A 23,847-nucleotide genomic window follows, 5' to 3' on the forward strand; every position below is an offset into this window, starting at 1 on the left:
AACCAACATCTGACGGAGCCGCCCCCTCCTGATCGCTACGCGATCTGTCCTCCCCATCGGCCTTCGCCGATGGGGAGGTGAACGCTGCCACGGGGTCACCTCTCCATTCGCGAAGGCGAATGGGGAGGACAGATCGGCGCGCCAGCGACGATCAGGAGGGGGGCGGCGCCGGCGGTCAGGGAGTCCGGCGCGAACCAACATCTGACGGAGCCGCCCCCTCCTGATCGCTTCGCGATCTGTCCTCCCCATCGGCCTTCGCCGATGGGGAGGTGAACACTGTCATGGCCCTCACCTCTCCATTCGCGAAGGCCAATGGGGTGGAGGACCGGTCGCCGGAGGCGGCCGGACGACGAGATCGGCGCGCCAGCGACGATCAGGTGGGGGCGGCGCAGGTGGTGAGTGAGTCCGGCGCGAACCAACATCGGCCGGAGCCGCCCCCTCCTGACCGCTTCGCGGTCTGTCCTCCCCATCGGCCTTCGCCGATGGGGAGGTGAACGGGAGTTCAGACCGCCAGCACTCCCGTCCCCTCGATCTCCACCGGGCCGGTCATGAAGACGTGGCCGGAGGCCTCGTCCCAGTCGATCGTCAGCTCGCCGCCGTCGGCCTCGATGACGGCGTGGCGGCCGGTCAGGCCGCGGCGGGCCGTGGCCACCAGGGCGGCGCAGGCGCCGGTGCCGCAGGCCTTCGTCAGGCCGGCGCCGCGCTCCCACACGCGCAGGCGGATGCGGTCCGGGGCGAGGACCTGGGCGAAGCCGACGTTGACGCCTTGCGGGAACAACGGATGGTGCTCGACCAGAGAGCCGGAGCCGCGCACGAAGGCGTCGTCCTGGCGGTCGGTGAAGAAGACCACATGCGGATTGCCCATCGAGACCGCGCCGGGGGTGTGCAGGACCGGCGCGTCGATCGGCCCGACCTGAAGCTCGATGCCGCGGGTGTCCATCTCCTCGGCCAGCGGCACCTCGGTCCAGTCGAGGCCGGGCGCGCCCATGTCGACCGTCACGAATTTTGTCTGGGCCGCGGTCGTCGGCCCTTCGGGACCTCCCGACCCGACGCGGCCTGGGTCCCCCGCCCGGCTCGCCGTCGTCGGCCCGGCGAGGGTGTCGATGACCACCGAATCCTTGCCGGTCGACTGCATCAGCAGCCAGCCGACGCAGCGCAGGGCGTTGCCGCAGGTCTCGACCTGGCCGCCGTCGGCGTTCCACACCCGCATGAAGGCGTCGGCGGTCGGGGAGGGCTCGATGGCGATCAGCTGGTCGCAGCCCTGACCCGTCTCGCGGTCGGCGATGGCCCGCGCCTGATCGGGCGTCGGGGCGAACGGCGTCTCCAGCGCATTGACGACGACGAAGTCGTTGCCGGCGCCGTTCATGCGGACGAAGGGGCGTGTCATGGCGACCGATATAGAGGTTGCCGGTTCCTTGCGCGAGCGAGGCGCGTTATCGCTGGATGATGAGTCGGACCCGCCCCGCCCCCGCCGAACCCGAAGACCGGAACGGGGGCCTGCGCCTGCGGGCGCGGCTGCGGGCGCTGTATCACGGCTCGTCGGTCACGGCGGTCCGGTTCCGGATGGCGGTGCTGGTCATCGACCTGATCATCATCGTCTTCTTCGTCGCCGCGCCGCTGCTCAAGGCCGACGCCCTGGTCTTCTATATCATCGACTATGTCATCGCCGCCCTGCTGGCCGCCGACTTGGCGGCGCGGGCCTGGGCCTATTCCGACGTGCGGGACTGGCTGAAGAAGCCGATCGTCTGGGTCGACCTGTTCGTGCTCGCGACCCTGTTGTTCCCCGCCTGGCTGTTCAACCTCGGCTTCCTGCGGGTGCTGAGGCTGTGGACGCTGATCAATTCCGACTTCTTCTGGCGCACCATCGGCCGGCGCTATGACGATACGCGGGTCGAGGAGATCACCAAGGCGATCGTGGCGCTGGTGACCTTCATCTTCGTCGCCACGGGCTTCGTCTACACCAGCTTCATGGGCCGCTATGAGGGCATCTCCGGCTATATCGACGCCCTGTATTTCACCGTCACCAGCCTGACCACGACCGGCTATGGCGACATCCTGCTGCCCGGGGCCTGGGGGCGGATCGTCTCCATCGTCATCATGCTGGTGGGGGTGACCCTGTTCGTGCGGCTGGGTCAGACCCTGCTGCGGCCGAACAAGGTGCGTTTCCCCTGCGACCAGTGCGGCCTGCTGGTGCACGACCCGGACGCGGTCCACTGCAAGGCGTGCGGGAATCTGTTGTGCATTCCGGATGAGGGGCAGAGGTGAAGTGGCTAGTGGCTAGTGATTAGTGGCTAGTGATTGCCGCGTCCCTGACGGCGGAAGGGCGGCGCCGCCAGTGCGGACTCCCCGGCGCTGGCCAGCCACTAGCCACTAGCCACTCGCCACTCGCGCTCGCACCCGCCAGGATGACAAAGCCGTAACCTGTCGCCCCTTCCGCTTGTGACAGGCCCGGCGGCCGGTAAGGTGCCGCCCGACCAACTGTCGGGGACCTGTCCAGAATGATCCGCACCGCCGCGCTCGCCGCGCTTTTCGCCTCCACCGCCCTTTCGAGCGCCGCCATGGCCCAGAGCCCCACGACCCCGACGTCCGCGCCCGGCGCCTTCGCCAGCTCGGACGCGACCGACCCGTATCTGTGGCTGGAGGAGATCGACGGCGAGCGGGCCATGGCCTGGGTCGAGCAGCACAATGACCATTCGCTGGGCGTGCTGCGCGGCGATCCCCGCTTCGAGGCCCTGCATCAACAGGCGCTGGAGATCGTCCAGTCGCGCGACCGCATCCCGGCCCCGGGCTTCAACCGCGACGGCACGATCGACAATTTCTGGCAGGACGCCGAGCATGTGCGCGGCCTGTGGCGGACGACGACCCTGGACAGCTATGGCGAGGCCGAGCCGCAGTGGGAGACGGTGCTGGACATCGACGCCCTGTCGACGGCCGAGGGCAAGAACTGGGTCTGGAAGGGCGCGTCCTGCCTGCCGCCGGAAGAGACCCGCTGCCTCGTCAATCTGTCGGACGGCGGCAAGGACGCGGTGACGGTGCGCGAGTTCGACCGGGCGACGAAGACCTTCGTCGCCGACGGCTTCACCCTGCCGGAGTCCAAGGGCGACGCGACGTGGATCGACCGGGACACCCTGCTGATCTCGCGCGACTTCGGTCCGGGCAGCCTGACCAGCTCGGGCTATCCGATGATCGTCAAACAGCTGAAGCGGGGCCAGACGCTTGACCAGGCGACGACGGTGTTCACCGGCCAGCCGACCGACGTCTCGGTCTCGGCCTACACGCTGCGCGACGCCGACGGGGTCATCCAGGCGACGCTGATCAATCGCGGCGTCAGCTTCTACGAAGGCGAGACGCACCTTCTCGGCGCCGATGGCGTGACGACGAAGCTGGCGCTGCCGGCCAAGTCCAGCATCAACGCCCTGGTGCGCGGCCAGCTGGTGGTGACCACCGATCAGGACTGGACCGCGCCGTCGGGGCAGGACTGGAAGACCGGCGACGTCATCGCCTGGGACCTCGCCCGCTGGCTGGCCGATCCGGCGACGCCGGCGCAGCTGGTCATCCGGCCGGGCGAGCGCGAGGCCGTGGAAGGCATCTCCAGCACCCGCAACAAACTGGTCGTGGCCCTGTACGAGAACGTGCGCGGCTCGGTCTATGTCTATGAGCCCGGCGACTGGAGCCGCAGCCGGCTGGACCTGCCGCAGAACGTCACCGTCGGCGTCGGTTCGGCCAGCGAGCGCGACGACCGGGTGTTCGTCAGCGTCGCCGGCTATCTGAACCCGTCCAGCCTGTATCTGGCCGACGCGGCGGCCGGCTCTGCCGAGGTGGTCAAGTCGCTGCCGGCCAAGTTCGACGCCACGGGCATGGTCGTCGAACAGTTCGAGGCGACCTCGGCCGACGGGACGCGGATTCCCTATTTCGTCGTTCACAAGGGCGACATGCCGATGGACGGATCGAACCCGACCCTGCTGTACGGCTATGGCGGCTTCCAGTCGTCGCTGCTGCCCGGCTATTCGCCGACGGTCGGCAAGCTGTGGCTGGAGCGGGGCGGGGTCTATGTCATCGCCAATACGCGCGGCGGCGGCGAGTTCGGGCCGCGCTGGCACCAGGCGGCGCTGCAGCAGAACCGCCAGCGGGCGCACGAGGACTTCCAGGCGGTGGCGCAGGACCTGATCGCGCGCGACATCACCTCGCAGCCGCGGCTGGGGGTCATGGGCGGCTCGCAGGGCGGGCTGTTCATGGGGGCGATGCTGACCCAGCGGCCGGACCTGATCAACGCGGCGGTGATCCAGGTGCCGCTGTTCGACATGCTGCGTTTCCACAAGCTGCTGGCCGGGGCCTCGTGGATGGCCGAATACGGCAATCCGGACGTGGCGGAAGAGCGGGCGTGGATCGAGGCCTATTCGCCCTATCAACGGCTCGAGGCGGGCCAGCCCTATCCCGAGGTCTTCATCCACACCTCGACCAAGGACGACCGGGTGCATCCGGGGCATGCGCGCAAGGCGGCGGCGCGGCTCGAGGATCTGGGCTATCCGGTGCTGTTCTACGAGAACACCGACGGCGGTCACGCGGCGGGGGCGAACCTGCGCGAGACGGCGCGGCGGATCGCGCTGGAATACACCTATCTGACGCGGCGGCTGATGGATGAGCCGGCGGCGGCGCCGGAGTAGGGCCGAACCATTCCTCCCCCCACGGGGGAGGGGAACCGCGCGCAGCGCGGTGGAGGGGCCCTCCCGCCGCCGCCCTGCGAGCCCCGTCCACCGGCCTTCGGCTGGTCCCCCTCCCCCTGCGGGGAGGAATGATTTTGAAGTGCGGAGCTGAAAATGCGTCACCTCATCCTGTCCGTTTCGATCCCGGCCCTGTTGCTGGCCGCCTGCGCGTCAGGGCCCACGGAGGACGCCCTCTACGGCCTCGCGCCGGATCGGGTGCAGGGGCCGCTGGAGCCGACGACGCCGGTCGCCGCTGCCCCGCCGCATCTGCCGACCGATCTGACCCCGGCCGGCGTGCGCGCCGCCGACGACCATCTGGCGCTGGAACAGGTCGAGGGCGCCGAGGCCATGGCTTTCGTGGCGGAGTCCAACCGCAAGGCGCTGGCGGCGCTGGAGAGCGACCCCCGGTATGAGCGGTTCCGGCAGCAGGCGTTCGACATCCTGTCGGCGACCGACCGGATTCCGGGGCCGTCCTTCCTCGGCGAGGGGATCGGGAATTTCTGGCAGGACGCGGCCAATCCCAAGGGGCTGTGGCGGCGGACGACGCTGGAGTCCTATCGCTCGGACGCGACCCGGTGGGAGACGCTGCTGGACATCGACGCCCTGGCGAAGGCCGAGGGCCGGGACTGGGTGTGGAAGGGGGCCGACTGCCTCGCGCCCGACGAGACCCGCTGCCTGATCAGCCTGTCCGACGGCGGCAAGGACGCGGTCGTGGTGCGCGAGTTCGACATTCCCTCGAAATCGTTCGTCGACGGCGGCTTCGTCCTGCCCGAGGGCAAGCACCGGCTGGAATGGCTGGACCGGGACACGCTGCTGGTGGCCACGGACTTCGGGGAGGGCACGCTGACCGAGAGCGGCTACCCCTTCATCGTCAAGTCGCTCCAGCGCGGCCAGACCCTGGCGCAGGCGACGGAGGTCTATCGCGGCGACATCGGGGACGGGGGGTATGGGGTCAGCCCGGCGGTCTATCGCGACAAGGACGGACGGATCGAGGCGGTGCTGTTCCATCGGCCGCTCGACACCTTCCGCGCCGAGACCTGGCGCTGGGTCGATGGCGAGACGGTCCGGCTGAACCTGCCCGAGCGGGTCGGGGTCCAGGGGACCATGGGCGACCGGCTGGTCCTCTCGCTGGATGAGGCCTGGATCGTCTCCGGCGCCGCCCTGCCGGCCGGAGCGCTGGTCACAGCCGACCTGGACGGGCTCTCCGAGGCGGATGTGGGCGGCGTCGAGGTGGTGTTCGCGCCGGGCGAGCGGCAGTCCATCGACAGCGTGCGGGTGATGCCGGACAGCATACTGGCGGTGGTGTCGGACAATGTCGTCGGGACCTTGAAACGCTTCGATCCGGGCCCCGGCGGCTGGGGCGCGACCGCTATCGCCGTCCCGGCCAACAGCGCCGTCGGTCTGGGCGACAGCTCAAAATCGCGCGGCGAGGTCTTCGTCTCGACCCAAGGCTTCCTGACGCCGCCGACCCTCAGCCTCGCCAATGTCGACGCCGGCTCGATCGCCGCGCTGCGCGCCGCCCCGGCCAAGTTCGACGCCTCGACCCATGTGGTCGAGCAGTTCGAGGCGACGTCGTCCGACGGGACGAAGATTCCCTATTTCGTCACCCGGCCGCGCGAGATGGCGATGGACGGGTCGGCGCCGGCGATCCTGTTCGGCTACGGCGGCTTTCAGGTCAGCTTCCCGCCCGCCTACAAGCCCGAGATGGGCAAACTCTGGCTCGAGAACGGCGGGGTCTTCGTCCAGGCCAATATCCGCGGCGGCGGCGAGTTCGGGCCGGAGTGGCACCAGTCGGTGCTGAAGGAGAACCGCCAGCTGGCGTTCGACGACTTCGCCGCGGTGGCGCGCGACCTGCACCGGCGCGGGATCAGCTCTCCGCGCCGGACCGGCATCTATGGCCGCTCGAACGGCGGCGTCCTGACCTCGGTGGTGATGACCCAGCATCCGGAGCTGATCAATGCGGCGGTGATCGAGAGCCCGCTGATCGACATGCTGCGCTATCACGAGCTGCCCGCCGGGGCGTCTTGGATCGGCGAATACGGCGATCCGCGCATTCCCGAGGAAGCGGCCTTCATCGCCCGCTATTCCGCCTATCAGCAGCTGCGTCCGGAGGCGGAATATCCGCGCGTCTACATCACGACGAACACCCGCGACGACCGGGTGCATCCGGGCCATGCGCGCAAATTCGCGGCGCGGCTGGGGGCGCAGGGGCACGACCACCTGTATTATGAAGAGACCTCGGGCGGGCATTCCAACGACGCCGATCCGGTCGCCAACGCGCGGCGCTGGGCGCGGCATTATGTGTATCTGAGCCAGCAGCTGATGGATTGAGGATCAGCGTCCTTCTCTCCTCCGGGGGAGAAGGTGGGCGGCGGAGCCGTCCGGATGAGGGGGATGGTCCGGTCAGGCTGACGGGCAGCCGGTCCGGAGCGGGCTTACCCCTCATCCGGCCCTCCGGGCCACCTTCTCCCCCAAGGGGAGAAGGAAGACTCAGGCCGGCTCCACCAGCTTGAGCTTGGCGGCCTTGGGCGGCTTTTCGGCCTTGGCGGATTTCTTGGCCAGCTTCTCGGCCTTCTTCGCGTCGCGGGCGGCCTTCTTGGCGGCCTTGAGGTCGGCCTTGGCCTTGACCGGGGCGGCGTCGGCCTCGCCGGCCAGTTCCGCCAGCATGATCAGGAAGCTGTCGCGCCGGGCCTTGGGCAGCAGGGCGAGGATGCGTTTGTCGGCGGCCTCGACGCGGGGGCGGGCGGCGTCCAGCGCGGCCTGGCCGGCCTCGGACAGGCGCACCGCCTTGGCGCGGGCGTCGATGGTCGAGCGCTCGCGGTCCAGCAGCCCCTTGGTGGTCATGCGCGAGACCAGGTCGGCCAGGGTCGAGCGGTCGATGCCGGTGGCGCGGACCAGATCGGTCTGGGTCAGGCCGGACTTGTGCGACACCGCCTCCAGCACGGCGAACTGGCGCTGGGTCAGACCGTCCGGGCCCGCCTCATCGGTGTAGATGTCGAGCGCCAGCTGCAGGGCGCGGTGCATCAGGTGGCTGGGCGAGGCGGCGAGACCGCCGCGTTTGGCCTTGTTGCCGGACTTGACCATCGACCTATCCCCTCGTCTGCCCGGCATAGCTAGCAGCCGCGTTTTACGGTTTGACGACGGACGATCCGAATGCGGCCAAGGTCGCGGATCAGGGGGCCCGGTCGGGCTCGGCCGGGGCCATCGGATCGACCGGCGCATCGGTGGAGATCAGGTTGCGCATGATCAGGGGGATCTGCGACAGGCCGAACACGGAGGAGGCGATCCACAGCACGCCGCGGAAGCTGACCCAGACGTCGGCCGGGTCGACGTCGCCGCGGCCCATCCGCGTCGCCGCCCAGCCCACCAGGGCCTCGCTGCGCACCAGTTCGTTGACGATGGCCACGGAGAGGAAGAACAGGCCGTAGCGGAAGGTCAGGGTGCGCCACGCCCGGTCGTTGATCGGAATGACCGTGCCGAGCAGGGCCCGCAGCGGCTGTTTGCCCATGGCCAGTCCGCCCAGCAGGGCGATGGCGAGGGAGGCGTTGAGCACCGAGACCTTGACCTTGACCCACAGGCCGTCGCCGGTGAGCAGGGTCAGCAGGCCGAAGACGAGGGCGAAGCCGCCGACCAGCAGCGGCATCAGCGCCAGCCGCTTCTCGACGATCAGGCCGACGGCGACGCCGACGGCGGAGCCGGCGACGAGGAACCAGGTGGCATTGACGAGGGCGGCGTCGCCCTCGAGCCCGCGCAGGCGGAAGAACAGGAAGGCGAGGCCGAAGGCCAGCAGGCCGCTGAAATCGACCAGCTGGCGAAGGTTCGACGCCTTCTTCGCCTCGGGCGCGGGTTTCGGCTCCGGGGTCGGATCACTCATGCGTCAGTCCTCAAGTCCCACCAGAGACCGTGAAAAGGCCCGGGCGTCGAAGGGTTGCAGGTCGTCGACGCCCTCGCCGACGCCGATCAGCTTGATCGGGGCGTCGGAGGCCTGGGCGACGGGCACCAGAACGCCGCCGCGGGCCGTGCCGTCCAGCTTGGTCATGACGAGGCCGGAGACATAGGCGGTGCGGCCGAAGATCTGTTCCTGGGCCAGGGCGTTGCGGCCGACGGTGGCGTCCAGCACCAGCAGGGTCTCGTGCGGGGCCTCCGGATCGATCTTCTTCAGCACCCGCACGATCTTGAGGAGTTCGTCCATCAGGGCTGACTTGTTCTGCAGCCGCCCCGCGGTGTCGATCAGGACCACGTCATAGCCTTCCGCCTTCGCCCGGGTGTAGGCGTCGAAGGCGAGGCCCGCGGGATCGGCCCCGTCGCGGCGGCTCTCGAAGGTCGCCCCGGCGCGCTCGGCCCAGACCTTGAGCTGTTCGCGGGCGGCGGCGCGGAAGGTGTCGCAGGCGACGATCATCACCTTCGCCCCCTGACCGGTCAGGTCCGACGCGATCTTGCCCAGGGTGGTGGTCTTGCCCGAGCCGTTGACGCCGACGAACAGGGTGACGAATGGCTTCGGCCCGTTCAGCGGCTCGTAGCGGGCTTCGTGATTGACCAGTTCGGCGGCGACGGCCTCGGCCAGGGCCTCCTTGACCTCGCGCTCATTGGCGCCGGCGCCGAAGCGCAGCTCGCGGAAGCGGGCGACGATGCGGTCGGTCGCGGCCGGGCCGAGATCGCTCTCCAGCAGATGCTCCTCCAGCCCGTCGAGCGCGGCCTCGCTGAGCGGTTCCCTGACGAAGGTGGCGACGACCTGCTCGGTCATCTGTTTCGAGGAGCGGGAGAGGCCCTCGCTCAGGCGCGATAGCCAGCCCTTTTTCGGCGTGTCGTTCATTCAGCGGGCTTAGCGGGTTCGCCGGGCAAAATCACGCGATCTGAGAAAGTTCGCGCGGCCCCCAAATCACCGCTCATCCCCGTGAAGGCGGGGAGCCAGTTCTCTGGATGAGCCGTTCAGGCCTATATGAGCATAAGTCACGGCCCGACCGTGCCATGCTGGACAGCACTGGATCCCCGCCTTCGCGGGGATGAGCGGAAAGTTTGATGCCCAAGACCCACGCCTTTCACAGCCCGACCACCCACGGCTTCGTCCGCGTCGCCGCGGCCACGCCGGTGGTGCACACCGCCGACCCGGTCGCCAACGCCGACGAGCACATCGCCCTGATCCGGCAGGCGGGCGAACAGGGCATCGACCTGATCGTCTTTCCGGAGCTGAGCCTCAGCGCCTACGCCATCGACGACCTGATGATGCAGGGCGCACTGCTGGACGAGGTGGAGCGGCAGATCGGGCGGCTGGCCCCGCTGACCGCCGAAAGCGGCGTCGTCGCCGTGATCGGGGCCCCGTTGCGGCGCGAGGACCGGCTCTACAACTGCGCCGTTGTGGTGGGTAACGGCCGTGTGCTGGGGATCGTGCCCAAGACCTATCTGCCCAACTATCGGGAATATTATGAGAAGCGCTGGTTCTCGGCGGGCGGCGATGTATCGAGCCGGGACGGCGACCTGACGCTGGCCGGGGAGGAGGTCCCGTTCGGGACCGATCTGATATTCGAGGCCCCGAACCGGCCGGGCTTCGTCTTCGCAGCCGAAATCTGCGAGGACTACTGGGCCCCCCTGCCGCCCTCGACGCGGCAGGCGCTGTCGGGCGCCCGCATCCTGCTGAACCTGTCGGCGTCCAACATCGTCATCGGCAAGGCTGATGAAAGGGCCCTGCTGTGCGCCAGCCAGTCGGCCCGGGCGATGGCGGCCTATGTCTTCGCCGCCTCGGGCTGGGGCGAGAGCACTACCGACCTGGCGTGGGATGGACAGGCGACCATCCACGAACTGGGCGTCTGTCTGGCGAGCGGCGAGCGGTTCTCGATGGAAAGCCATCTGACCGTCGCCGATGTCGACGTCGAGCGGATCGGCCTGGACCGGCTGCGCAACGGCACCTTCGCCGACTGCGCCCGCGACGAGCTGGACGGATACCTGTTCGAACGGGTCCTGTTCGAAGCCCGCGACGCCGCCCCGGCCGCAGACCTGATCCGCCCTCTCGACCGCTTCCCCTTCGTGCCCGACGACCCCGCCCGGCTGGACCAGGACTGCTACGAGGCCTTCAACATCCAGGTGCAGGGGCTGATGCGGCGGATGAAGGCGACCAATGGCGAGCGGATCGTCATCGGCGTCTCGGGCGGGCTGGATTCGACCCAGGCCCTGCTGGTCGCCTGCCGCGCCTTCGACCGCCTCGGGCTGCCGCGCACCGGCATCCTCGGCTACACCCTGCCGGGCTTCGCCACCTCGGACGGGACCAAGTCGAACGCCTGGGCGCTGATGCAGGCGCTGGGCGTCACGGGCGCCGAGATCGACATCAGGCCGACCGCCCTGACCATGCTGGAGACGATCGACCATCCGTTCGCCCAGGGCGAGCCGGTGCACGACATCACCTTCGAGAACGTCCAGGCGGGGCTGCGCACCGACTATCTGTTCCGGCTGGCCAACCAGAACGGGGCCTTCGTGCTGGGCACCGGCGACCTGTCGGAGCTGGCGCTGGGCTGGTCGACCTATGGTGTCGGCGACCATATGAGCCACTACAACGTCAACGGCGGGGTGGCGAAGACGCTGATCCGCCACCTGATCCGCTGGGTCGCCGACCGCGAGCTGGTCGGGGCCGAGGCCGCGCCGGTGCTGCGGGACATCCTCGGCACCGAGATTTCCCCGGAATTGGTGCCGGCGAAGGATGGGGTGATCCAGTCGACGCAGGGGACGGTCGGGCCCTATCCGCTGAACGACTTCTTCCTGTTCTACGTCACCCGCTTCGGCCTCAAGCCGTCGAAGGTGGCGTATCTGGCGCATCAGGCGTGGAAGGATGCCGGGGTGGGCCACTGGCCGGCCGGCACGCCGGACGACGAGAAGGTCGAATATGACCTCGCGACGATCAAACACTGGCTGCGGAAGTTTCTGGTGCGCTTCTTCCAGACCTCGCAGTTCAAGCGTTCGGCCATGCCGAACGGGCCCAAGGTGGTCACCGGCGGCTCGCTGTCGCCGCGCGGCGACTGGCGGGCGCCGTCGGACGCCACGGCGCGGGTGTGGCTGGATGAGCTGGAGGGGAATGTTCCGGGCGAGTGATTAGTGGTTAGTGATTAGTGGCTGGCCGGCGCCTGTGCGGTGGCGCGGTCGGCGACGCCCTTCCGCAGGCGGCGAGGCGGCAACCACTAACCACTAACCACTAATCACTTCAGTCCACCTCCCCCAGAAACGGAAAGATCGCCGCCTTGGCCTCGGGCTCGTCCAGCATGGGCGCGTGGCCGACGCCGGGGACCTCGACATGGTCCATCTTCGGCGCGCGCTTCTTCATCTTCGCGGCGATGGCCGCGCTGAGCAGGTCGGAGGTCTCGCCGCGCACCAGCAACACGGGACGGGCCCGGGCCAGCCGCCCGAACATCGGCCACAGATTGGGGACCAGGGCCCGGGTCCCGGCGGCGCGGATCGGCACGGCGATGTCGGGATCATAGTCCAGCACCGGCGACCCCTCGGTGCCGATGCGGAAGACGCGGCGGGCGAAGGCGTCCCAGTCGGCGTCGGTGTAGTGCGGGAAGGCGACGGCGTTGTGCAGCTTCACATAGGCGGCGGCCTCGGCCCAGCCGGGGGTGTCGACCGGCTGGCCGGAATAGGCGGCGATGCGCGCCAGACCCTCCTTCGCCACCTCCGGGCCGATGTCGTTGAGGATGGCGGCGGCGACGGCCTTGGGGCGGATCGCCGCCAAGGCCATGGTGATCAGCCCGCCCATCGAGGTGCCGAGGAATACGGCGCGGGCGATCCCGGCCTGCTCCATCAGCGCCAGCACGTCCTGGGCGTAGTTGAGCGGCTGGTAGGTCATCGGATCGGGGGCGCGGTCAGACAGGCCGCGACCGCGCACGTCGAGCGCCAGCACCCGGCGGCCGCTCTGGGCGATCAGCGGGGCGATGGCGCCGAAATCGGCCGAGTTGCGGGTCAGGCCGTGGATGGCGATGACCGGCAGTTTCGCCGGCCCGGCGGCGGCGGCGTAGTCGCGCGCGTAGAGGGAAAGCCCGTCGGGACTGGTCCAGCGGCGATCGGCGAAGGTCTGGGTCATGCGGCGGCTCCGGGAAGGCGTCCGGAGCTTAATTCATCACCGGACGAATTGCTTCAGTGGCCGAGCAGGTCTTTGACGAAATGATCGAGGTTTCCGCCCTCGAAGCGGAAGCCGGGGACGCCGGCGCGGCGCGCCGCCTCGATCCCGGCGGCCTGGTCGCTGATCAGGAAGGATCGGGCGGGATCGATGCTGTGCTCGGCGATGGCGCGCAGGATCATGCCGGGATTGGGCTTGCGGTCGGGATGGTCGGGGTGGCGATAGCGTTCGTCGATCGCCTCGGGATGGAAGGGGCAGGCATAGACCGCCCCGATCACCGCCCCGTTGGCCGCCAGCCGACGCACCAGCAGGGCGTTGAACGCCGTCAGCTGCGCCTCGGTGAACAGGCCGCGGGCGACGCCGGGCTGGTTGGTGACGATGACGCACAGATAGCCGAGGCCGGTCAGCCGGCGCACGGCCTCGGGCGCGCCGGGTAGCAGGCGCAAATGCTCTTCCAGATGGGGATAGCCGGCGTCCTCGATCAGCACGCCGTCGCGATCGAGGAAGACGGCGGGAACGCCGGATGTCATGATGCCCGGGCATACGGCGCCGTACACAGTGGTTGCAAGCCGTCACGGGAAGTGACTCCGCCCGATTTGGCGTTGCCGCGGACGATTTGGTAGGGAGGCCTGCCCCGGCGCGACGTGACCGCGCGAACGGAGACTGTCCGGCATGACCATCCCCTTCATCGATCTTCAGGCCCAGCGGCTGCGACTGGACGGCGCCATCGAGGCGGCGGTGCAGGCGGCGGTGGTCGGCGGCGCCTGGGTGATGGGGCCGCAGGTGCGCCAGTTCGAGGCCGATCTGGCCGCCTTCGGTCAGGCGAAACACGCGCTGGGCTGCGCCAACGGCACCGACGCCCTGGCCCTGCCGCTGATGGCCTGGGGCGTGGGCCGGGGCGACGCGGTCTTCACGCCCAGCTTCACCTTCGCCGCCACGGCCGAGATCGTGCCGTGGTTCGACGCCGAGCCGGTGTTCATCGATGTCGATGCGAAGACCTACAACATGGATCCCGGCCATCTCGAGGCGACCATCGAGGCGACGCTGAAGGAAGGCCGGCTCAAGCCGCGCGTGGTCATCGCCGTCGACCTGTTCGGCCAGCCGGCCGACTATCCGGCGATCAAGGCGATCTGCGACAAACATGGCCTCAAGCTGATCGCCGATTCGGCCCAGGGCTTCGGCTGCACCATCGACGGCGACCATCCGCTGACATGGGCCGACATCACCACCACCAGCTTCTTCCCGGCCAAGCCGCTGGGCTGTTACGGCGATGGCGGAGCGGTGTTGACCGATGACGACGACCTGGCCCAGCTGATCGACTCCCTCCGCGTGCACGGCAAGGCGGTGGCGCGCGATCTGGAGGGCCAGACTTTCGACCACGATCCCAAATATCTGAACATGCGCATCGGGCTGAACAGCCGTCTGGACACCATCCAGGCCGCCGTCCTGATAGAGAAGCTGAAGGTGTTCGGTCAGGAGATCGAATGGCGCAACCGCATCGCCGCCCGCTACAACGACGGCCTGCGCGCCCATGTCGCCGCGGTGCCGGACGTGCCCGCCGGCAATGTCTCCAACTGGGCCCAGTACACCATCGAGCATGACGACCGGGACGGCCTGGCGGCGCATCTGAAGGAACAGGGCGTGCCGACGGCGGTCTATTATCCGATCCCGCTGCACCTCCAGCCGGCCTATGACATGTACCCGCGCGGACCGCAGGGCCTGCCGGTGACCGAGCGGCTCAAGGACCGGGTGATCAGCCTGCCGATGCACGCCGACCTCGACGAGGCGACCCAGGACAGGATCATCGCGGCGGTCGCCGGCTTCCGCTAAGGGTTCGCGTATGACTCAATCCCTTCCCCCGCTCAGGGCCGGCGTCGCCGGCGTCGGCGTCATGGGCCGCAACCACGCCCGCGTTCTGACCGACATCCGCGACTTCCAGCTGACCGCCGTGTTCGACCCCGACGCGGCCACGGCCGAGGGGGTCGCCGGTCTGTACGACGCCACGGCCTTCACCACGGCCGAGGCCTTCGTCGCCTCGGGCCTCGAGGCCGCCGTGGTGGCCACGCCCAACCGGCACCACGCCGACCTCGGCGTCGCCCTGCTGGAGGCGGGGGTCCATGTGCTGGTCGAAAAGCCGATCGCCGCCACCGTCGCCGACGCCCAGCGCATCATCGACGCGGCGAAGGCGAACGACCGGGTGCTGATGGTCGGCCAGGTCGAGCGCTTCAATCCGGCGGTGGGCGCGGTCAAGCAGGCCATCGACGGCGACGACATCATCTCGATCCAGATCACCCGCGTCGGCCCCTTCCCGCCGCGCATGGGCGAGGTCGGGGTGGTCATCGACCTGGCGGTGCACGACATCGACATCATCCGCCACCTGACCGACAGCGAGATCGTCGAGGTCCAGCCGCAGCTGGCCCGCACCCGCGCCGATCGTGAGGACACCGCCCTGCTGCAGTTCCGGCTGGCCAACGGGGTCATCGCCCACATCACCACCAACTGGGTCACCCCCTACAAGGTCCGCACCCTGCAGGTGGCGACGCGGAACAAGTTCGTGGTCGCCGATCTGATCACCCGCCAGGTCACCGAATATTTCGGCCAGCAGGCCGACGGCTCCTACCAGACCCGCGCCGTCAACAGCTGGCCCGCCGAGCCGCTGAAGAAGGAGCTCGAAGCCTTCGCCCACGCGATCCGCACGGGCGAGCCGCCGGCGGTGACGGGCGAGGACGGACTGCGGAATCTCGAGGTGGCGCTGCGGTGTCTGGGGGAGGGGTGACGGCTCAGGCCAATGCGCTGACCACATCGGTCTGCGCAAAGTCGTTACCGACGTAGAGCAACGGGCAGCCGTACATCTCCGCCAGCGCATAGCTGAAGCTGTCGCCATAGTTCAGGTAGGCGGCGTGGAATCCCTTGCCCCAGCGACGATAGGCGTCGGCGGCGCGCTCGGCGAAGACCTGATCCACGGGGATCACTTCGAGGTTCAGTTCCGCGAGGAACGGCCGGATCGCCGATCTGAACTCCTCGCGAGAGCCGACGATCAGAGTTTCCGTCAAGGTCGCCGCCGAGATGATCAGCCGGTTGTCCAGCAGCACATCCATGCAGCGCGGCCCCAGCGGCTGGCGCGCCAGGACCTCGATCAGGGCCGAGGTGTCGACGGCGATCAAGCCGGCAGACCCTCATCGTCATAGAGGAAGTCCTGACTACGGGCGGCGTCGAAGTCCGGCGGCAGATCGCCCACGAGGGCCTGGGCGGCGCGGATCGCCGCCGCCCGATGTTCGCGCAGCTTGCCGGGGCGCCGAACGGGCACCAGGCGAACGACCTCCTTGCCATGGCGCGTCAGGACCACGTCTTCCCCGCCTTCCGCGCGACGAACCAGGTCGGTCAGGTGAGTCTTGGCTTCAGAGATGGCGACATGGGTCATGGAAGAAATATGGACCAATCGATGGTCCATTTCAACGTCACCCCACCACCTGCATCCCCAGCCATTCCGCCACCAAGGCCGGCTTGTCGGCCCCGTCGATCTCGACGGTGACCTCGTGTTTCAGCAGCCAGCGGCCGCCGCCCTTGTCCTCGACCGAGAGCAGTTTGAAGCGGCCGCGGACGTTCGAGCCGGCGCGGACCGGGGCGAGGAAACGGATCTTGTCGAAGCCGTAGTTGACGCCCATCACCACCCCTTCCAACGGGGGAACAGCATCGTAGGTCATGGCCGACAGCAGGCTGAGGGTCAGGAAGCCGTGGGCGATGGTGCCGCCGAACGGGGTGGCCTTCGCCGCCTCCGGATCGATGTGGATGAACTGGCGATCCTCGGTGACCTCGGCGAAGGCGTCGATGCGGGCCTGGTCGACGGTGATCCAGCGGCTGACGCCGACCTCCTGTCCGACCAGGCCGGGCAGGTCGGCGACGGGGGTGGGCGTTCCCTGGCGTTCGGTCATGGTGTCGGCCTCCTCAGGCGATCGGGGTGAAACGGTCTTCGATGATGGCGGCGAACAGGGCCGGGTCGACATTGCCGCCGGACAGGACGACGGCGGTGGTGCGGTCGCGGGCCTCGATCCTGCCGGCCAGCAGGGCGGCCAGCGACACGGCGCCGCCCGGCTCGACCACCAGCTTCAGCACTCGGAAGGCGTAGCGCACCGCCGCCGCGACCTCGGCGTCGGAGACGGTCTCGACCCGCTCGACGCGGCGGTTGATCGGGAAGGTCAGCTCGCCCGGCCGGTCGGTCATCAGGGCGTCGCAGATGGTGCCGCGCGCCGGGGCGTGGGTCAGCCGCTCGCCGGCGGCGATCGACAGCTGGAAGTCGTTGTAGTCGCGCGGCTCGACGGCGATCACCGCAGTGTGCGGCGACTGGGCGGCCATGGCCAGGTTGATGCCGGCGATCAGCCCGCCGCCCGAGGCGCCGCAGACCAGCTGGTCCAGTGGGGCGGCGCCGAGGTCGCGGGCCTGTTCGACGATCTCCAGCCCGGTGGTGCCCTGACCCTCGATGACGAACGGATCGTCGAACGGGCGCACCAGCACCGAGCCCTTCGAGGCGGCGATCTCCTCGCCGATGGCCTCGCGGCTTTCGGCGTAGCGGTCGTACATGCGCACCTCGCCGCCGAAGGCGCGGACCCCCTCGACCTTCACTGTCGGGCTGTCGGCGGGCATGACGATGACGGCCTCTATGCCCAGCATCTGCGCGGCGGCGGCGACGGCCTGGGCGTGGTTGCCCGATGAATAGGCGACCACGCCGCGCGCCCGTTCCTCGGCCGTCAGCCGGCTCATGCGGTTCCAGGCGCCGCGGAATTTGAAGGCCCCGGCGCGCTGCAGATTCTCGGCCTTGAGCAGCACCCGCCCGCCGACCTGGGCGTTCAGCGCCGGGCTCTCGATCAGCGGCGTGCGCACGGCGCGGCCGGCGATCTGGCGGGCGGCGTCCTGAACGCCGGCGAAGGAGGCGATGTGCATGGAAGCCACTTAACCGCATCGCTTTGGTCCGCGTAAGGTGGGTCTATGGAAAGACTCATCCTCGCCATCGACCAGGGCACCACCTCGACCCGGACCATCGCTTTCGAATGCGCCCCGGAGGGCGGGCTGCGCCCCGTCGCGGTCAGCCAGATCGAGCTGGCGCAGCATTTTCCCAAACCCGGCTGGGTCGAGCATGATGCGGCCGAGATCTGGACCGCGACGCTGCAGACCTGCCGCGAGGTGATCCGCAAGGCCGGCGGCGTCGGCCGCTTCGCCGCCATCGGCATCACCAACCAGCGCGAGACCTCGGTGATCTGGGACGCCGCGACCGGCGAGCCGCTGCATCGCGCCATCGTCTGGCAGGACCGGCGCACGGCGGCGGCCACGGCGAAACTGGCGGCGGCGGGCCATGAGCCGATGGTTCAGGGCGCCACCGGCCTGATCCTCGACCCCTATTTCTCGGCCTCGAAATTCGCCTGGCTGCTGGACGCCGTGCCCAGCGCGCGCGAGCGGACGACGCGCGGCGAGGTCAAGCTCGGCACGATCGAGACCTGGCTGATCTGGAAGCTGACGGGCGGCGCCAGTCACGTCACCGACGCCACCAACGCCAGCCGCACCTCGCTGATGGACCTGGCCACGCGCCAGTGGCGGCCCGATCTGGCCGAACTGTTCAATGTCCCGATGCAGGGACTGCCGGAGATCCGCGATTGCGCTGATCATTTCGGCGACTGCGACCCGGTCCTGTTCGGCGCCGCCCTGCCGATCCACGGTTCGGCCGGGGACCAGCAGGCCGCGCTGGTGGGACATGGCGCGCTCAAGGCCGGCGACGCCAAGATCACCTATGGCACCGGCGCCTTCCTCGTCGCCAATGTCGGCGCCGCGCCGGTGGCCTCGACCAGCCGGTTGCTGGGCACGCTCGGCTATGCGGTCGGCGGACAGGCGGCCTGGGCGCTGGAGGGGTCGATCTTCTCTGCCGGCTCGGCGATCCAGTGGCTGCGCGACGGTCTCGGGGTGATCTCGGAATCGCGCCAGTCCGAGGCCATGGCCCAGGGCCTGGCCGACAACGGCGGCGTCTATCTGGTGCCCGGCTTCACCGGCCTCGGCGCGCCTTGGTGGGAGCCGGAGGCGCGCGGCGCCATCACCGGCCTGACCCGCGACAGCGGCCCGGCGCAGATGGTGCGGGCGGCGCTGGAGTCTCTGGCCTACCAGACCCGCGACCTGCTGGACGCGCTTGAGAAGGACGGGGCGCCGAGGCGGAAGGTGCTCAAGGTCGACGGCGGCGTCACCGCCAACGCCTTCGCCATGCAGTTCGTCGCCGACATCTGCGAGGTGGTGGTCGAACGCCCGGCCTTCCAGGAGATGACGGCGCTCGGCGCGGCCAAGCTGGCGGCGCTCGGCGTCGGCCTGATCGGCGATCTGGAGGACCATCCGGTCGAGGCCCCGGCGCGCTGGACCCCGCGCATGGGGCCCGACGAGCGCGAGCGGCTGCTCAAGGGCTGGCGCGGCGCGGTGAAGGCCGCCATCATCGCCGCGCAATGAGCCAGCCTGTTCCCGAAGACGCCCAATCAACCTATTCCGGCACGCGCGAGGTCGACTCCCGCCATGCCCTCGACGAGGCCCGGCTGGGCGACTGGCTGGCCGCCAACGTCGACGGCTACGCCGGCCCACTGACCATCCGCCAGTTCAAGGGCGGCCAGTCGAACCCGACCTATGAGCTGACCACCCCGGCCCGCACCTATGTGCTGCGCCGCAAGCCGCCCGGGACCCTGCTGGCCTCGGCCCATGCCGTGGATCGCGAGTTCAAGGTCATCTCGGCCCTGCACGCCCACGGCTATCCGGTGGCGCGGCCATGGGCCCTGTGCGCCGACGAGGCGGTCATCGGCTCGATGTTCTACGTCATGGACAGGGTCGAGGGCCGGGTGCTGTGGGACCTGAAACTGCCCGGCCTGACGCCCGACCAGCGCCGCGCCATCTATGACGCCCAGGTCGATACGCTGGCGGCCCTGCACGCCTTCGATCCGGCGGTGATCGGGCTCGGCGACTACGGACGGCCGGGCAACTATTTCGAGCGCCAGGTCGGGCGCTGGACCAAACAGTATCGCGCCTCCGAGATCGAGCCGATCGCGGCGATGGACCGGTTGATCGAATTCCTTCCGGCGACCCTGCCGCCCGAAGGGCCGACGCGCATCGTCCACGGCGACTTCCGCCTCGACAATCTGATCCTCGCCCCGGAGACCCCGGAGGTGCGGGCGGTGCTGGACTGGGAGCTGTCGACGCTGGGCGATCCGATGGCCGACTTCTCCTATCTGCTGATCGCCTGGGTGATCCCGGCGACGGCCCGCAACGGTCTCGCCGGGGCCGACATCGCGGCGCTGGGCATTCCCACGGTCGAGCAGATGGTCGAGCGCTACGCCGGCCTGACCGGGGCGCGGCCGGCGAACCTCGACTGGCTGTTCGCCTATAATCTGTTCCGGCTGGCGGCCATCTGCCAGGGCATCGCCGGCCGGGTGCGCGACGGCACGGCCGCCTCGGCCCATGCGAAGACCATGGCGGCCCAGGTGCCGATGCTGGCCGAGGGCGCGCTGGCGTTCGCGAAGAAGGCCGGGGCCTGAACCGCCTCTAGTTGGTCAGGACCTGGACCCGGGTCCACAGCGCCCCGCGATTGACGACATGGACCCGCAGCCGCGCCGGCGCCTCGGGGGCGAGGGTGCAGACCGGATAGTGGTCGCCGAGGCCGTCGGCGCACAGCACCCGGCCCGCCGCGTCGCGCACCGTCAGATCGACATCGGTGTCGCCGTCGCCGATCGCGGCCACGCGCAGGATTTCGGCCCCGCGGGCGTCGATCTCGAAACTCCAGCTCTCCAGCGAGGCCAGCCGCCGGACGGTCGACACCGGCCCCGCCCCGAACGGCGATGAACGGACCCCGGCCATGGCGGCAGGCGGGGGCGGCGGCGGCGGCGGAGGTGGCGGAGGCGGGGGCGCATAGGCCGGCGCCGGCTGGCGCTGCGCCCGGTCTTCCCGCTCGGCCCTGTCCCGCTCGGCGCGCTCGCGTCGCGCCTGCTCCCGCGCCGTTTCGCGCCGGTGGGCGGAGACGACCACCTCCTCGGTCGCGGGGGTCGGACGCAGCGCCGCCGCCTCCTGTCTGAGCGCCGCGGCGCTCAGAACGGGCGCGATCCCGGGTTCGCTGGCGTCGCCGACCCGTGACGGGACCTCGTCCAGCATCCGGGCGGCGACCAGCAGGCCGTCGGCGTCGCGCCGCTCACGGGCCCAGGCGGCCAGCCGGGCGGCGGTCACCCACTGGGCGACGCCGCGCGCCTCGGGCGGGTCCGCCGCCAGCGGCGTCTGCCGGGCAATCGCCGCCGGCCCCGGGGCTGCGCAGGCCAAGGCGACGCCGAAGGCGATGAGAAGGCGGAACGCGGCGGTCATGCGGTCACCTGTGGTCCCCGCCCGGGCTGGCGGACGGTCAGGCTCGCACTGTCATCCGGACGGGACAAGCGCGGCGAGTGACGAAAGCTGACGCGGTCAGCGCGGCGGCAGCACGGCGCCGTTCAGAATGCTGCGGTCCGCCCGGGCCTGGACCAGCACGGCGACCGCCTCATGCGGATCGAGGCCGGTCGGCAGGGCGTACAGGGCCGGGCGGCCGTCCCAGGCCCCGAGGCTGCGGACCGCGCTGACGACATTGACCTGGCGCACGGTCTGGCCGCGGTTGTCGCCGCCGCCGATCTCGACCGTCTGGGGGCCGGGCCGATAGATCACGGCCACGACCTCGGCGCCGCCGGCCGGGGCGCGGCCCGAGCCGACGCCGACGTGGTCGCCGGCCTCGCGGAATTCGATCTCCGGCGGGAAGATCCGGCGCAGGGACTCTTCCTCGACGGCGACCTTGAGCGCCTCTTCCGCCGCGCCGGCGACCTGGCGGCGGCCGTCGATGACCACCTGCGGCGTGCCGACGGCGCGCAGCTTCAGCGGGCGGCGATAGGCGCGCTGGCGCTGGGCGAATTCGGGGCGGGCGAAGGTGTCTTCCCAGCCCAGATAGTCCCAGTAGTCGACGGCGTAGGTCAGGGCGATGACGCCGGGCTGATCGGCCAGGGCCTCGACCCGGGCGTTGGCCTCGGGACAGCCGGTGCAGCCTTGGGCGGTGAACAGTTCGACGATCACCGGCTCGGGCCGGACGTCGGCCGCGGGCGCGCGCGGGCCGGCCGGCTGGGCGCTGGTCCCGGCCGCGATGGAGGCGGCCACAAGGACCGCCGCGGGAATGATCCAGCCCCTCGTGCGCATGGCGGGCACCATAACCACGGTCCGGAACGGCGCGCGCCTCATTTTCGCGTGAGCGATCAGACCCGGATGTCTAGCAGGGCGCCGGGGCGTTGCGGCCGGTCTTCGGCGGCGCGGGACAGGATGGCGGCCGGCTGGGCGATGGTCGCCGGCGTCGCGGGGGCGGCTGCGGCCGGGGCCGCGACCCCGTCGAGGGCCGAGCGGAAGAAGTCCGAGCGCGAGGCGCGCACCGGCGACGGCGGGCTTTGCGCCGGGAACAGGGGCGAGAGGACGGGAAGGCGAATCGCGCTCATGCCGACAGGGTTAATGAAAACCGTCGGAAAAGGGTTAACGCCCAGCTGGCCGGGATCAGCGCGTGGTGGCGGTCGGCAGCGGGCGCGGCGGGGCCTGGATGGCGTCGACCAGACGGTCGATCTCGGCCGCGTCTGTCAGCGGTCCCGAAACCTTGGCCACGACCCGGCCCATGGCGTCGACGGCGAAGGTCTCCGGCGCCCCGGTGATGCCCAGATCCAGACCGGCGCGGCCCTCCCGGTCGACCAGCACCATCGAATAGGGGTCGCCCAGTTCGTCGAGGAAGGCGCGGGTGGCGACCGGATCGTCCTTCCACGCCACCCCGACGACGGCCACGCCGCGTTCTTCCAGCGCCATCAGCTGCGGGTGTTCGATGCGGCAGGGGGCGCACCAGCTGGCGAAGACATTGATCAGCATCGGCTTGCCGACGCCGGCGGTCTTCAGGTCCAGCACGCCCGGCCCGGCCGTCGACCCGGTCAGCATCGGCAGGACGGTCTCGGGCACGGGCTGTCCGACGAGCGCCTCGGGCCGGTATTCGCTGCCGCGCTGGGCCAGCGACCGGCCGGAAAAGTCGCCCAGCCGCACGGCGGCGAAGACCACCAGGGCGACGAGGGCGACCAGCGGGATGATGGCGAACCAGCGGTTCATCCTCAGGCCTCCGGCCGGTCGGCTTCCAGCCGCTTCAGCTCGGCCGACCAGCGGCGCGCCGCCAGGCCGGCGCGGACGGCGAGGGCGGCCAGCACCGCGGCGCTGATCGCCCAGGCCGGCCAGACGAAGGCGCCATAGGGGCTCATGTCGAGGTCGATCATGTCGTCAGGCCTCCAGGGCGCGGCGGGCGCGGATCGACAGCACCCGGCGGCGCACGATCTCGGTGCGGATGGCGGTCAGCCAGAGGGCGAGGAACAACAGACTCCACGCCGCCATCATGGTCAGCAGCGGGGTCAGATAGACCGGCGGCATGGCCGGGCCGTCGGCGCGCAGCAGCGAGGCCGGCTGGTGCAGGGTGTTCCACCAGTCGACCGAGAATTTGACGATCGGCAGATTGATCAGCCCGACGAGGCCCAGCACGGCGGCGGCGCGGGCCGCCCTGGTCTCGTCGTCGATCGAGGCGCGCAGGGCCATATAGCCGAGGTAGAACAGGAACAGGATCAGCACCGACATCAGCCGCGCGTCGCCCCAGGCCCACCAGGCCCCCCACATCGGCTTGCCCCACAGGCTGCCGGTGATCAGGGCCAGGGCGGTGAAGGCGGCGCCGGGGAGTGCGGCGGCGCGGGCGGCGGCGTCGGCCAGCGGATGGCGGAACACCAGGGCGAAGAAGCTGGCTGCGCCCAGCGCCGCATAGGCCGCCAGCCCGACCGAGGCGGCCGGCACATGGACGAACATGATCCGCACCGTGTCGCCCTGCTGGTAATCCTCGGGCGCGGCGAACGACAGCCAGGTGGCCACGGCCAGCAGCACGACGGCCAGCCCCCAGACCACCGGCGTCAGCGGGCGGGTGAAGCGCAGGAAGCGGTCGGGATTGGCGAGGCCGAACATGGGAATCGC

Annotated in this window: 24 protein-coding genes; 8 read left to right on the forward strand and 16 right to left on the reverse strand. The window is 70.1% G+C overall.

Annotation, left to right across the window (positions count from 1 at the left end):
- Positions 1-502: 502 nt before the first annotated feature.
- A complete protein-coding gene (gene dapF, locus ACK4JY_RS11175) occupies positions 503-1,387 on the reverse strand; it encodes a diaminopimelate epimerase (protein WP_409605679.1) in 885 nt (294 codons plus the stop codon).
- A 56-nt stretch (positions 1,388-1,443) separates the two neighbouring features.
- Between dapF and ACK4JY_RS11180 the strand changes: the two genes are divergently transcribed.
- The 3 genes from ACK4JY_RS11180 (at position 1,444) to ACK4JY_RS11190 (ending at position 7,034) form a co-directional block, all read left to right on the forward strand.
- Positions 1,444-2,265 (forward strand): potassium channel family protein, encoded by an 822-nt coding sequence (locus ACK4JY_RS11180; protein WP_409605681.1) that lies wholly within the window; start codon positions 1,444-1,446, stop codon positions 2,263-2,265.
- Positions 2,266-2,498: 233 nt separating this feature from the next.
- Complete coding sequence (locus tag ACK4JY_RS11185) at positions 2,499-4,664, forward strand: prolyl oligopeptidase family serine peptidase (protein ID WP_409605683.1); 2,166 nt, start codon at positions 2,499-2,501, stop codon at positions 4,662-4,664.
- Positions 4,665-4,817: 153 nt separating this feature from the next.
- On the forward strand, positions 4,818-7,034 hold the full coding sequence (locus ACK4JY_RS11190) for a prolyl oligopeptidase family serine peptidase (protein ID WP_409605685.1): 2,217 nt from the start codon (positions 4,818-4,820) through the stop codon (positions 7,032-7,034).
- 159 nt (positions 7,035-7,193) lie between these two features.
- On the opposite strand, the gene ACK4JY_RS11195 is transcribed toward ACK4JY_RS11190, so the two are convergent.
- The 3 genes from ACK4JY_RS11195 to ftsY form a co-directional block, all read right to left on the reverse strand.
- Entirely contained in the window at positions 7,194-7,787 is a 594-nt protein-coding gene (locus ACK4JY_RS11195) for a MarR family winged helix-turn-helix transcriptional regulator (RefSeq protein ID WP_409605687.1), read from the reverse strand.
- 88 nt (positions 7,788-7,875) lie between these two features.
- Positions 7,876-8,577 carry an inner membrane-spanning protein YciB gene (locus tag ACK4JY_RS11200; protein WP_409605689.1) on the reverse strand — a complete coding sequence of 234 codons (702 nt, stop codon included), beginning with the start codon at positions 8,575-8,577 and terminating at the stop codon, positions 7,876-7,878.
- Positions 8,578-8,580: 3 nt separating this feature from the next.
- Entirely contained in the window at positions 8,581-9,516 is a 936-nt protein-coding gene (gene ftsY, locus ACK4JY_RS11205; protein ID WP_409605691.1) for a signal recognition particle-docking protein FtsY, read from the reverse strand.
- 206 nt (positions 9,517-9,722) lie between these two features.
- Between ftsY and ACK4JY_RS11210 the strand changes: the two genes are divergently transcribed.
- A complete protein-coding gene (locus tag ACK4JY_RS11210) occupies positions 9,723-11,780 on the forward strand; it encodes an NAD(+) synthase (protein WP_409605693.1) in 2,058 nt (685 codons plus the stop codon).
- A gap of 109 nt (positions 11,781-11,889) precedes the next feature.
- Here ACK4JY_RS11210 and ACK4JY_RS11215 read toward each other — a convergent pair whose 3' ends face one another.
- The gene (locus ACK4JY_RS11215; RefSeq protein ID WP_409605695.1) at positions 11,890-12,765 is read right to left on the reverse strand and encodes an alpha/beta fold hydrolase; all 876 of its coding nucleotides are present in this window, start codon (positions 12,763-12,765) and stop codon (positions 11,890-11,892) included.
- Between the two features lie 53 nt (positions 12,766-12,818).
- The gene (locus ACK4JY_RS11220) at positions 12,819-13,331 is read right to left on the reverse strand and encodes a D-glycero-alpha-D-manno-heptose-1,7-bisphosphate 7-phosphatase (RefSeq protein WP_409605697.1); all 513 of its coding nucleotides are present in this window, start codon (positions 13,329-13,331) and stop codon (positions 12,819-12,821) included.
- Positions 13,332-13,473: 142 nt separating this feature from the next.
- Here ACK4JY_RS11220 and ACK4JY_RS11225 point away from each other — a divergent pair, with 142 nt between their 5' ends.
- Together ACK4JY_RS11225 and ACK4JY_RS11230 are read left to right on the forward strand one after the other, a co-directional pair.
- Positions 13,474-14,631, forward strand: coding sequence for a DegT/DnrJ/EryC1/StrS family aminotransferase (locus ACK4JY_RS11225; RefSeq protein ID WP_409605699.1), 1,158 nt, complete (start codon positions 13,474-13,476; stop codon positions 14,629-14,631).
- Between the two features lie 10 nt (positions 14,632-14,641).
- Positions 14,642-15,577 (forward strand): Gfo/Idh/MocA family protein, encoded by a 936-nt coding sequence (locus tag ACK4JY_RS11230; protein WP_409605701.1) that lies wholly within the window; start codon positions 14,642-14,644, stop codon positions 15,575-15,577.
- Between the two features lie 4 nt (positions 15,578-15,581).
- Here the strand turns inward: ACK4JY_RS11230 and ACK4JY_RS11235 are convergent, their stop codons facing one another.
- From ACK4JY_RS11235 to ACK4JY_RS11250, 4 genes are read right to left on the reverse strand one after another with little or no spacing between them, the layout of a single operon-like run.
- Positions 15,582-15,965 carry a type II toxin-antitoxin system VapC family toxin gene (locus ACK4JY_RS11235; RefSeq protein WP_409605703.1) on the reverse strand — a complete coding sequence of 128 codons (384 nt, stop codon included), beginning with the start codon at positions 15,963-15,965 and terminating at the stop codon, positions 15,582-15,584.
- Positions 15,962-16,222, reverse strand: a complete 261-nt coding sequence (locus ACK4JY_RS11240; protein WP_409605705.1) for a type II toxin-antitoxin system Phd/YefM family antitoxin — start codon at positions 16,220-16,222, stop codon at positions 15,962-15,964. Before ACK4JY_RS11240 ends, ACK4JY_RS11235 begins: the two co-directional genes overlap by 4 nt.
- 37 nt (positions 16,223-16,259) lie before the next feature.
- Positions 16,260-16,733, reverse strand: a complete 474-nt coding sequence (locus ACK4JY_RS11245; protein WP_409605707.1) for a MaoC family dehydratase — start codon at positions 16,731-16,733, stop codon at positions 16,260-16,262.
- Positions 16,734-16,746: 13 nt separating this feature from the next.
- Positions 16,747-17,739, reverse strand: coding sequence for a threonine/serine dehydratase (locus ACK4JY_RS11250; RefSeq protein ID WP_409605709.1), 993 nt, complete (start codon positions 17,737-17,739; stop codon positions 16,747-16,749).
- 45 nt (positions 17,740-17,784) lie between these two features.
- Here ACK4JY_RS11250 and glpK point away from each other — a divergent pair, with 45 nt between their 5' ends.
- Together glpK and ACK4JY_RS11260 are read left to right on the forward strand one after the other, a co-directional pair.
- Entirely contained in the window at positions 17,785-19,278 is a 1,494-nt protein-coding gene (gene glpK, locus ACK4JY_RS11255; protein WP_409605711.1) for a glycerol kinase GlpK, read from the forward strand.
- The gene (locus tag ACK4JY_RS11260; RefSeq protein ID WP_409605713.1) at positions 19,275-20,351 is read left to right on the forward strand and encodes a phosphotransferase family protein; all 1,077 of its coding nucleotides are present in this window, start codon (positions 19,275-19,277) and stop codon (positions 20,349-20,351) included. The genes glpK and ACK4JY_RS11260 overlap by 4 nt, the downstream gene beginning before the upstream one ends.
- A gap of 7 nt (positions 20,352-20,358) precedes the next feature.
- Here ACK4JY_RS11260 and ACK4JY_RS11265 read toward each other — a convergent pair whose 3' ends face one another.
- The 6 genes from ACK4JY_RS11265 to ccmC all read right to left on the reverse strand — a co-directional run bounded on the left by ACK4JY_RS11265 (position 20,359) and on the right by ccmC (position 23,838).
- Complete coding sequence (locus tag ACK4JY_RS11265) at positions 20,359-21,165, reverse strand: hypothetical protein (RefSeq protein ID WP_409605715.1); 807 nt, start codon at positions 21,163-21,165, stop codon at positions 20,359-20,361.
- Positions 21,166-21,261: 96 nt separating this feature from the next.
- Entirely contained in the window at positions 21,262-22,014 is a 753-nt protein-coding gene (locus ACK4JY_RS11270) for a DUF1223 domain-containing protein (protein WP_409605717.1), read from the reverse strand.
- A gap of 56 nt (positions 22,015-22,070) precedes the next feature.
- A complete protein-coding gene (locus tag ACK4JY_RS11275) occupies positions 22,071-22,304 on the reverse strand; it encodes a hypothetical protein (protein WP_409605718.1) in 234 nt (77 codons plus the stop codon).
- A 55-nt stretch (positions 22,305-22,359) separates the two neighbouring features.
- The gene (locus tag ACK4JY_RS11280; RefSeq protein WP_409605720.1) at positions 22,360-22,950 is read right to left on the reverse strand and encodes a DsbE family thiol:disulfide interchange protein; all 591 of its coding nucleotides are present in this window, start codon (positions 22,948-22,950) and stop codon (positions 22,360-22,362) included.
- A gap of 2 nt (positions 22,951-22,952) precedes the next feature.
- Positions 22,953-23,111, reverse strand: coding sequence for a heme exporter protein CcmD (ccmD, locus tag ACK4JY_RS11285; protein ID WP_409605722.1), 159 nt, complete (start codon positions 23,109-23,111; stop codon positions 22,953-22,955).
- Between the two features lie 4 nt (positions 23,112-23,115).
- Positions 23,116-23,838 carry a heme ABC transporter permease CcmC gene (gene ccmC, locus ACK4JY_RS11290; RefSeq protein ID WP_409605724.1) on the reverse strand — a complete coding sequence of 241 codons (723 nt, stop codon included), beginning with the start codon at positions 23,836-23,838 and terminating at the stop codon, positions 23,116-23,118.
- Positions 23,839-23,847: the final 9 nt, after the last annotated feature.

The organism is Brevundimonas sp., assembly GCF_046295595.1.
Taxonomy (GTDB): Bacteria; Pseudomonadota; Alphaproteobacteria; order Caulobacterales; family Caulobacteraceae; genus Brevundimonas.

Excerpts from the sequence above, each read along its gene's own strand:
- dapF (WP_409605679.1), bottom strand. The coding sequence starts at position 1,387 with ATGACACGCCCCTTCGTCCGCATGAACGGCGCCGGCAACGACTTCGTC.
- ACK4JY_RS11180 (WP_409605681.1), top strand. The coding sequence starts at position 1,444 with ATGATGAGTCGGACCCGCCCCGCCCCCGCCGAACCCGAAGACCGGAAC.
- ACK4JY_RS11185 (WP_409605683.1), top strand. The coding sequence starts at position 2,499 with ATGATCCGCACCGCCGCGCTCGCCGCGCTTTTCGCCTCCACCGCCCTT.
- ACK4JY_RS11190 (WP_409605685.1), top strand. The coding sequence starts at position 4,818 with ATGCGTCACCTCATCCTGTCCGTTTCGATCCCGGCCCTGTTGCTGGCC.
- ACK4JY_RS11195 (WP_409605687.1), bottom strand. The coding sequence starts at position 7,787 with ATGGTCAAGTCCGGCAACAAGGCCAAACGCGGCGGTCTCGCCGCCTCG.
- ACK4JY_RS11200 (WP_409605689.1), bottom strand. The coding sequence starts at position 8,577 with ATGAGTGATCCGACCCCGGAGCCGAAACCCGCGCCCGAGGCGAAGAAG.
- ftsY (WP_409605691.1), bottom strand. The coding sequence starts at position 9,516 with ATGAACGACACGCCGAAAAAGGGCTGGCTATCGCGCCTGAGCGAGGGC.
- ACK4JY_RS11210 (WP_409605693.1), top strand. The coding sequence starts at position 9,723 with ATGCCCAAGACCCACGCCTTTCACAGCCCGACCACCCACGGCTTCGTC.
- ACK4JY_RS11215 (WP_409605695.1), bottom strand. The coding sequence starts at position 12,765 with ATGACCCAGACCTTCGCCGATCGCCGCTGGACCAGTCCCGACGGGCTT.
- ACK4JY_RS11220 (WP_409605697.1), bottom strand. The coding sequence starts at position 13,331 with ATGACATCCGGCGTTCCCGCCGTCTTCCTCGATCGCGACGGCGTGCTG.
- ACK4JY_RS11225 (WP_409605699.1), top strand. The coding sequence starts at position 13,474 with ATGACCATCCCCTTCATCGATCTTCAGGCCCAGCGGCTGCGACTGGAC.
- ACK4JY_RS11230 (WP_409605701.1), top strand. The coding sequence starts at position 14,642 with ATGACTCAATCCCTTCCCCCGCTCAGGGCCGGCGTCGCCGGCGTCGGC.
- ACK4JY_RS11240 (WP_409605705.1), bottom strand. The coding sequence starts at position 16,222 with ATGACCCATGTCGCCATCTCTGAAGCCAAGACTCACCTGACCGACCTG.
- ACK4JY_RS11245 (WP_409605707.1), bottom strand. The coding sequence starts at position 16,733 with ATGACCGAACGCCAGGGAACGCCCACCCCCGTCGCCGACCTGCCCGGC.
- ACK4JY_RS11250 (WP_409605709.1), bottom strand. The coding sequence starts at position 17,739 with ATGCACATCGCCTCCTTCGCCGGCGTTCAGGACGCCGCCCGCCAGATC.
- glpK (WP_409605711.1), top strand. The coding sequence starts at position 17,785 with ATGGAAAGACTCATCCTCGCCATCGACCAGGGCACCACCTCGACCCGG.
- ACK4JY_RS11260 (WP_409605713.1), top strand. The coding sequence starts at position 19,275 with ATGAGCCAGCCTGTTCCCGAAGACGCCCAATCAACCTATTCCGGCACG.
- ACK4JY_RS11265 (WP_409605715.1), bottom strand. The coding sequence starts at position 21,165 with ATGACCGCCGCGTTCCGCCTTCTCATCGCCTTCGGCGTCGCCTTGGCC.
- ACK4JY_RS11270 (WP_409605717.1), bottom strand. The coding sequence starts at position 22,014 with ATGCGCACGAGGGGCTGGATCATTCCCGCGGCGGTCCTTGTGGCCGCC.
- ACK4JY_RS11275 (WP_409605718.1), bottom strand. The coding sequence starts at position 22,304 with ATGAGCGCGATTCGCCTTCCCGTCCTCTCGCCCCTGTTCCCGGCGCAA.
- ACK4JY_RS11280 (WP_409605720.1), bottom strand. The coding sequence starts at position 22,950 with ATGAACCGCTGGTTCGCCATCATCCCGCTGGTCGCCCTCGTCGCCCTG.
- ccmD (WP_409605722.1), bottom strand. The coding sequence starts at position 23,111 with ATGATCGACCTCGACATGAGCCCCTATGGCGCCTTCGTCTGGCCGGCC.
- ccmC (WP_409605724.1), bottom strand. The coding sequence starts at position 23,838 with ATGTTCGGCCTCGCCAATCCCGACCGCTTCCTGCGCTTCACCCGCCCG.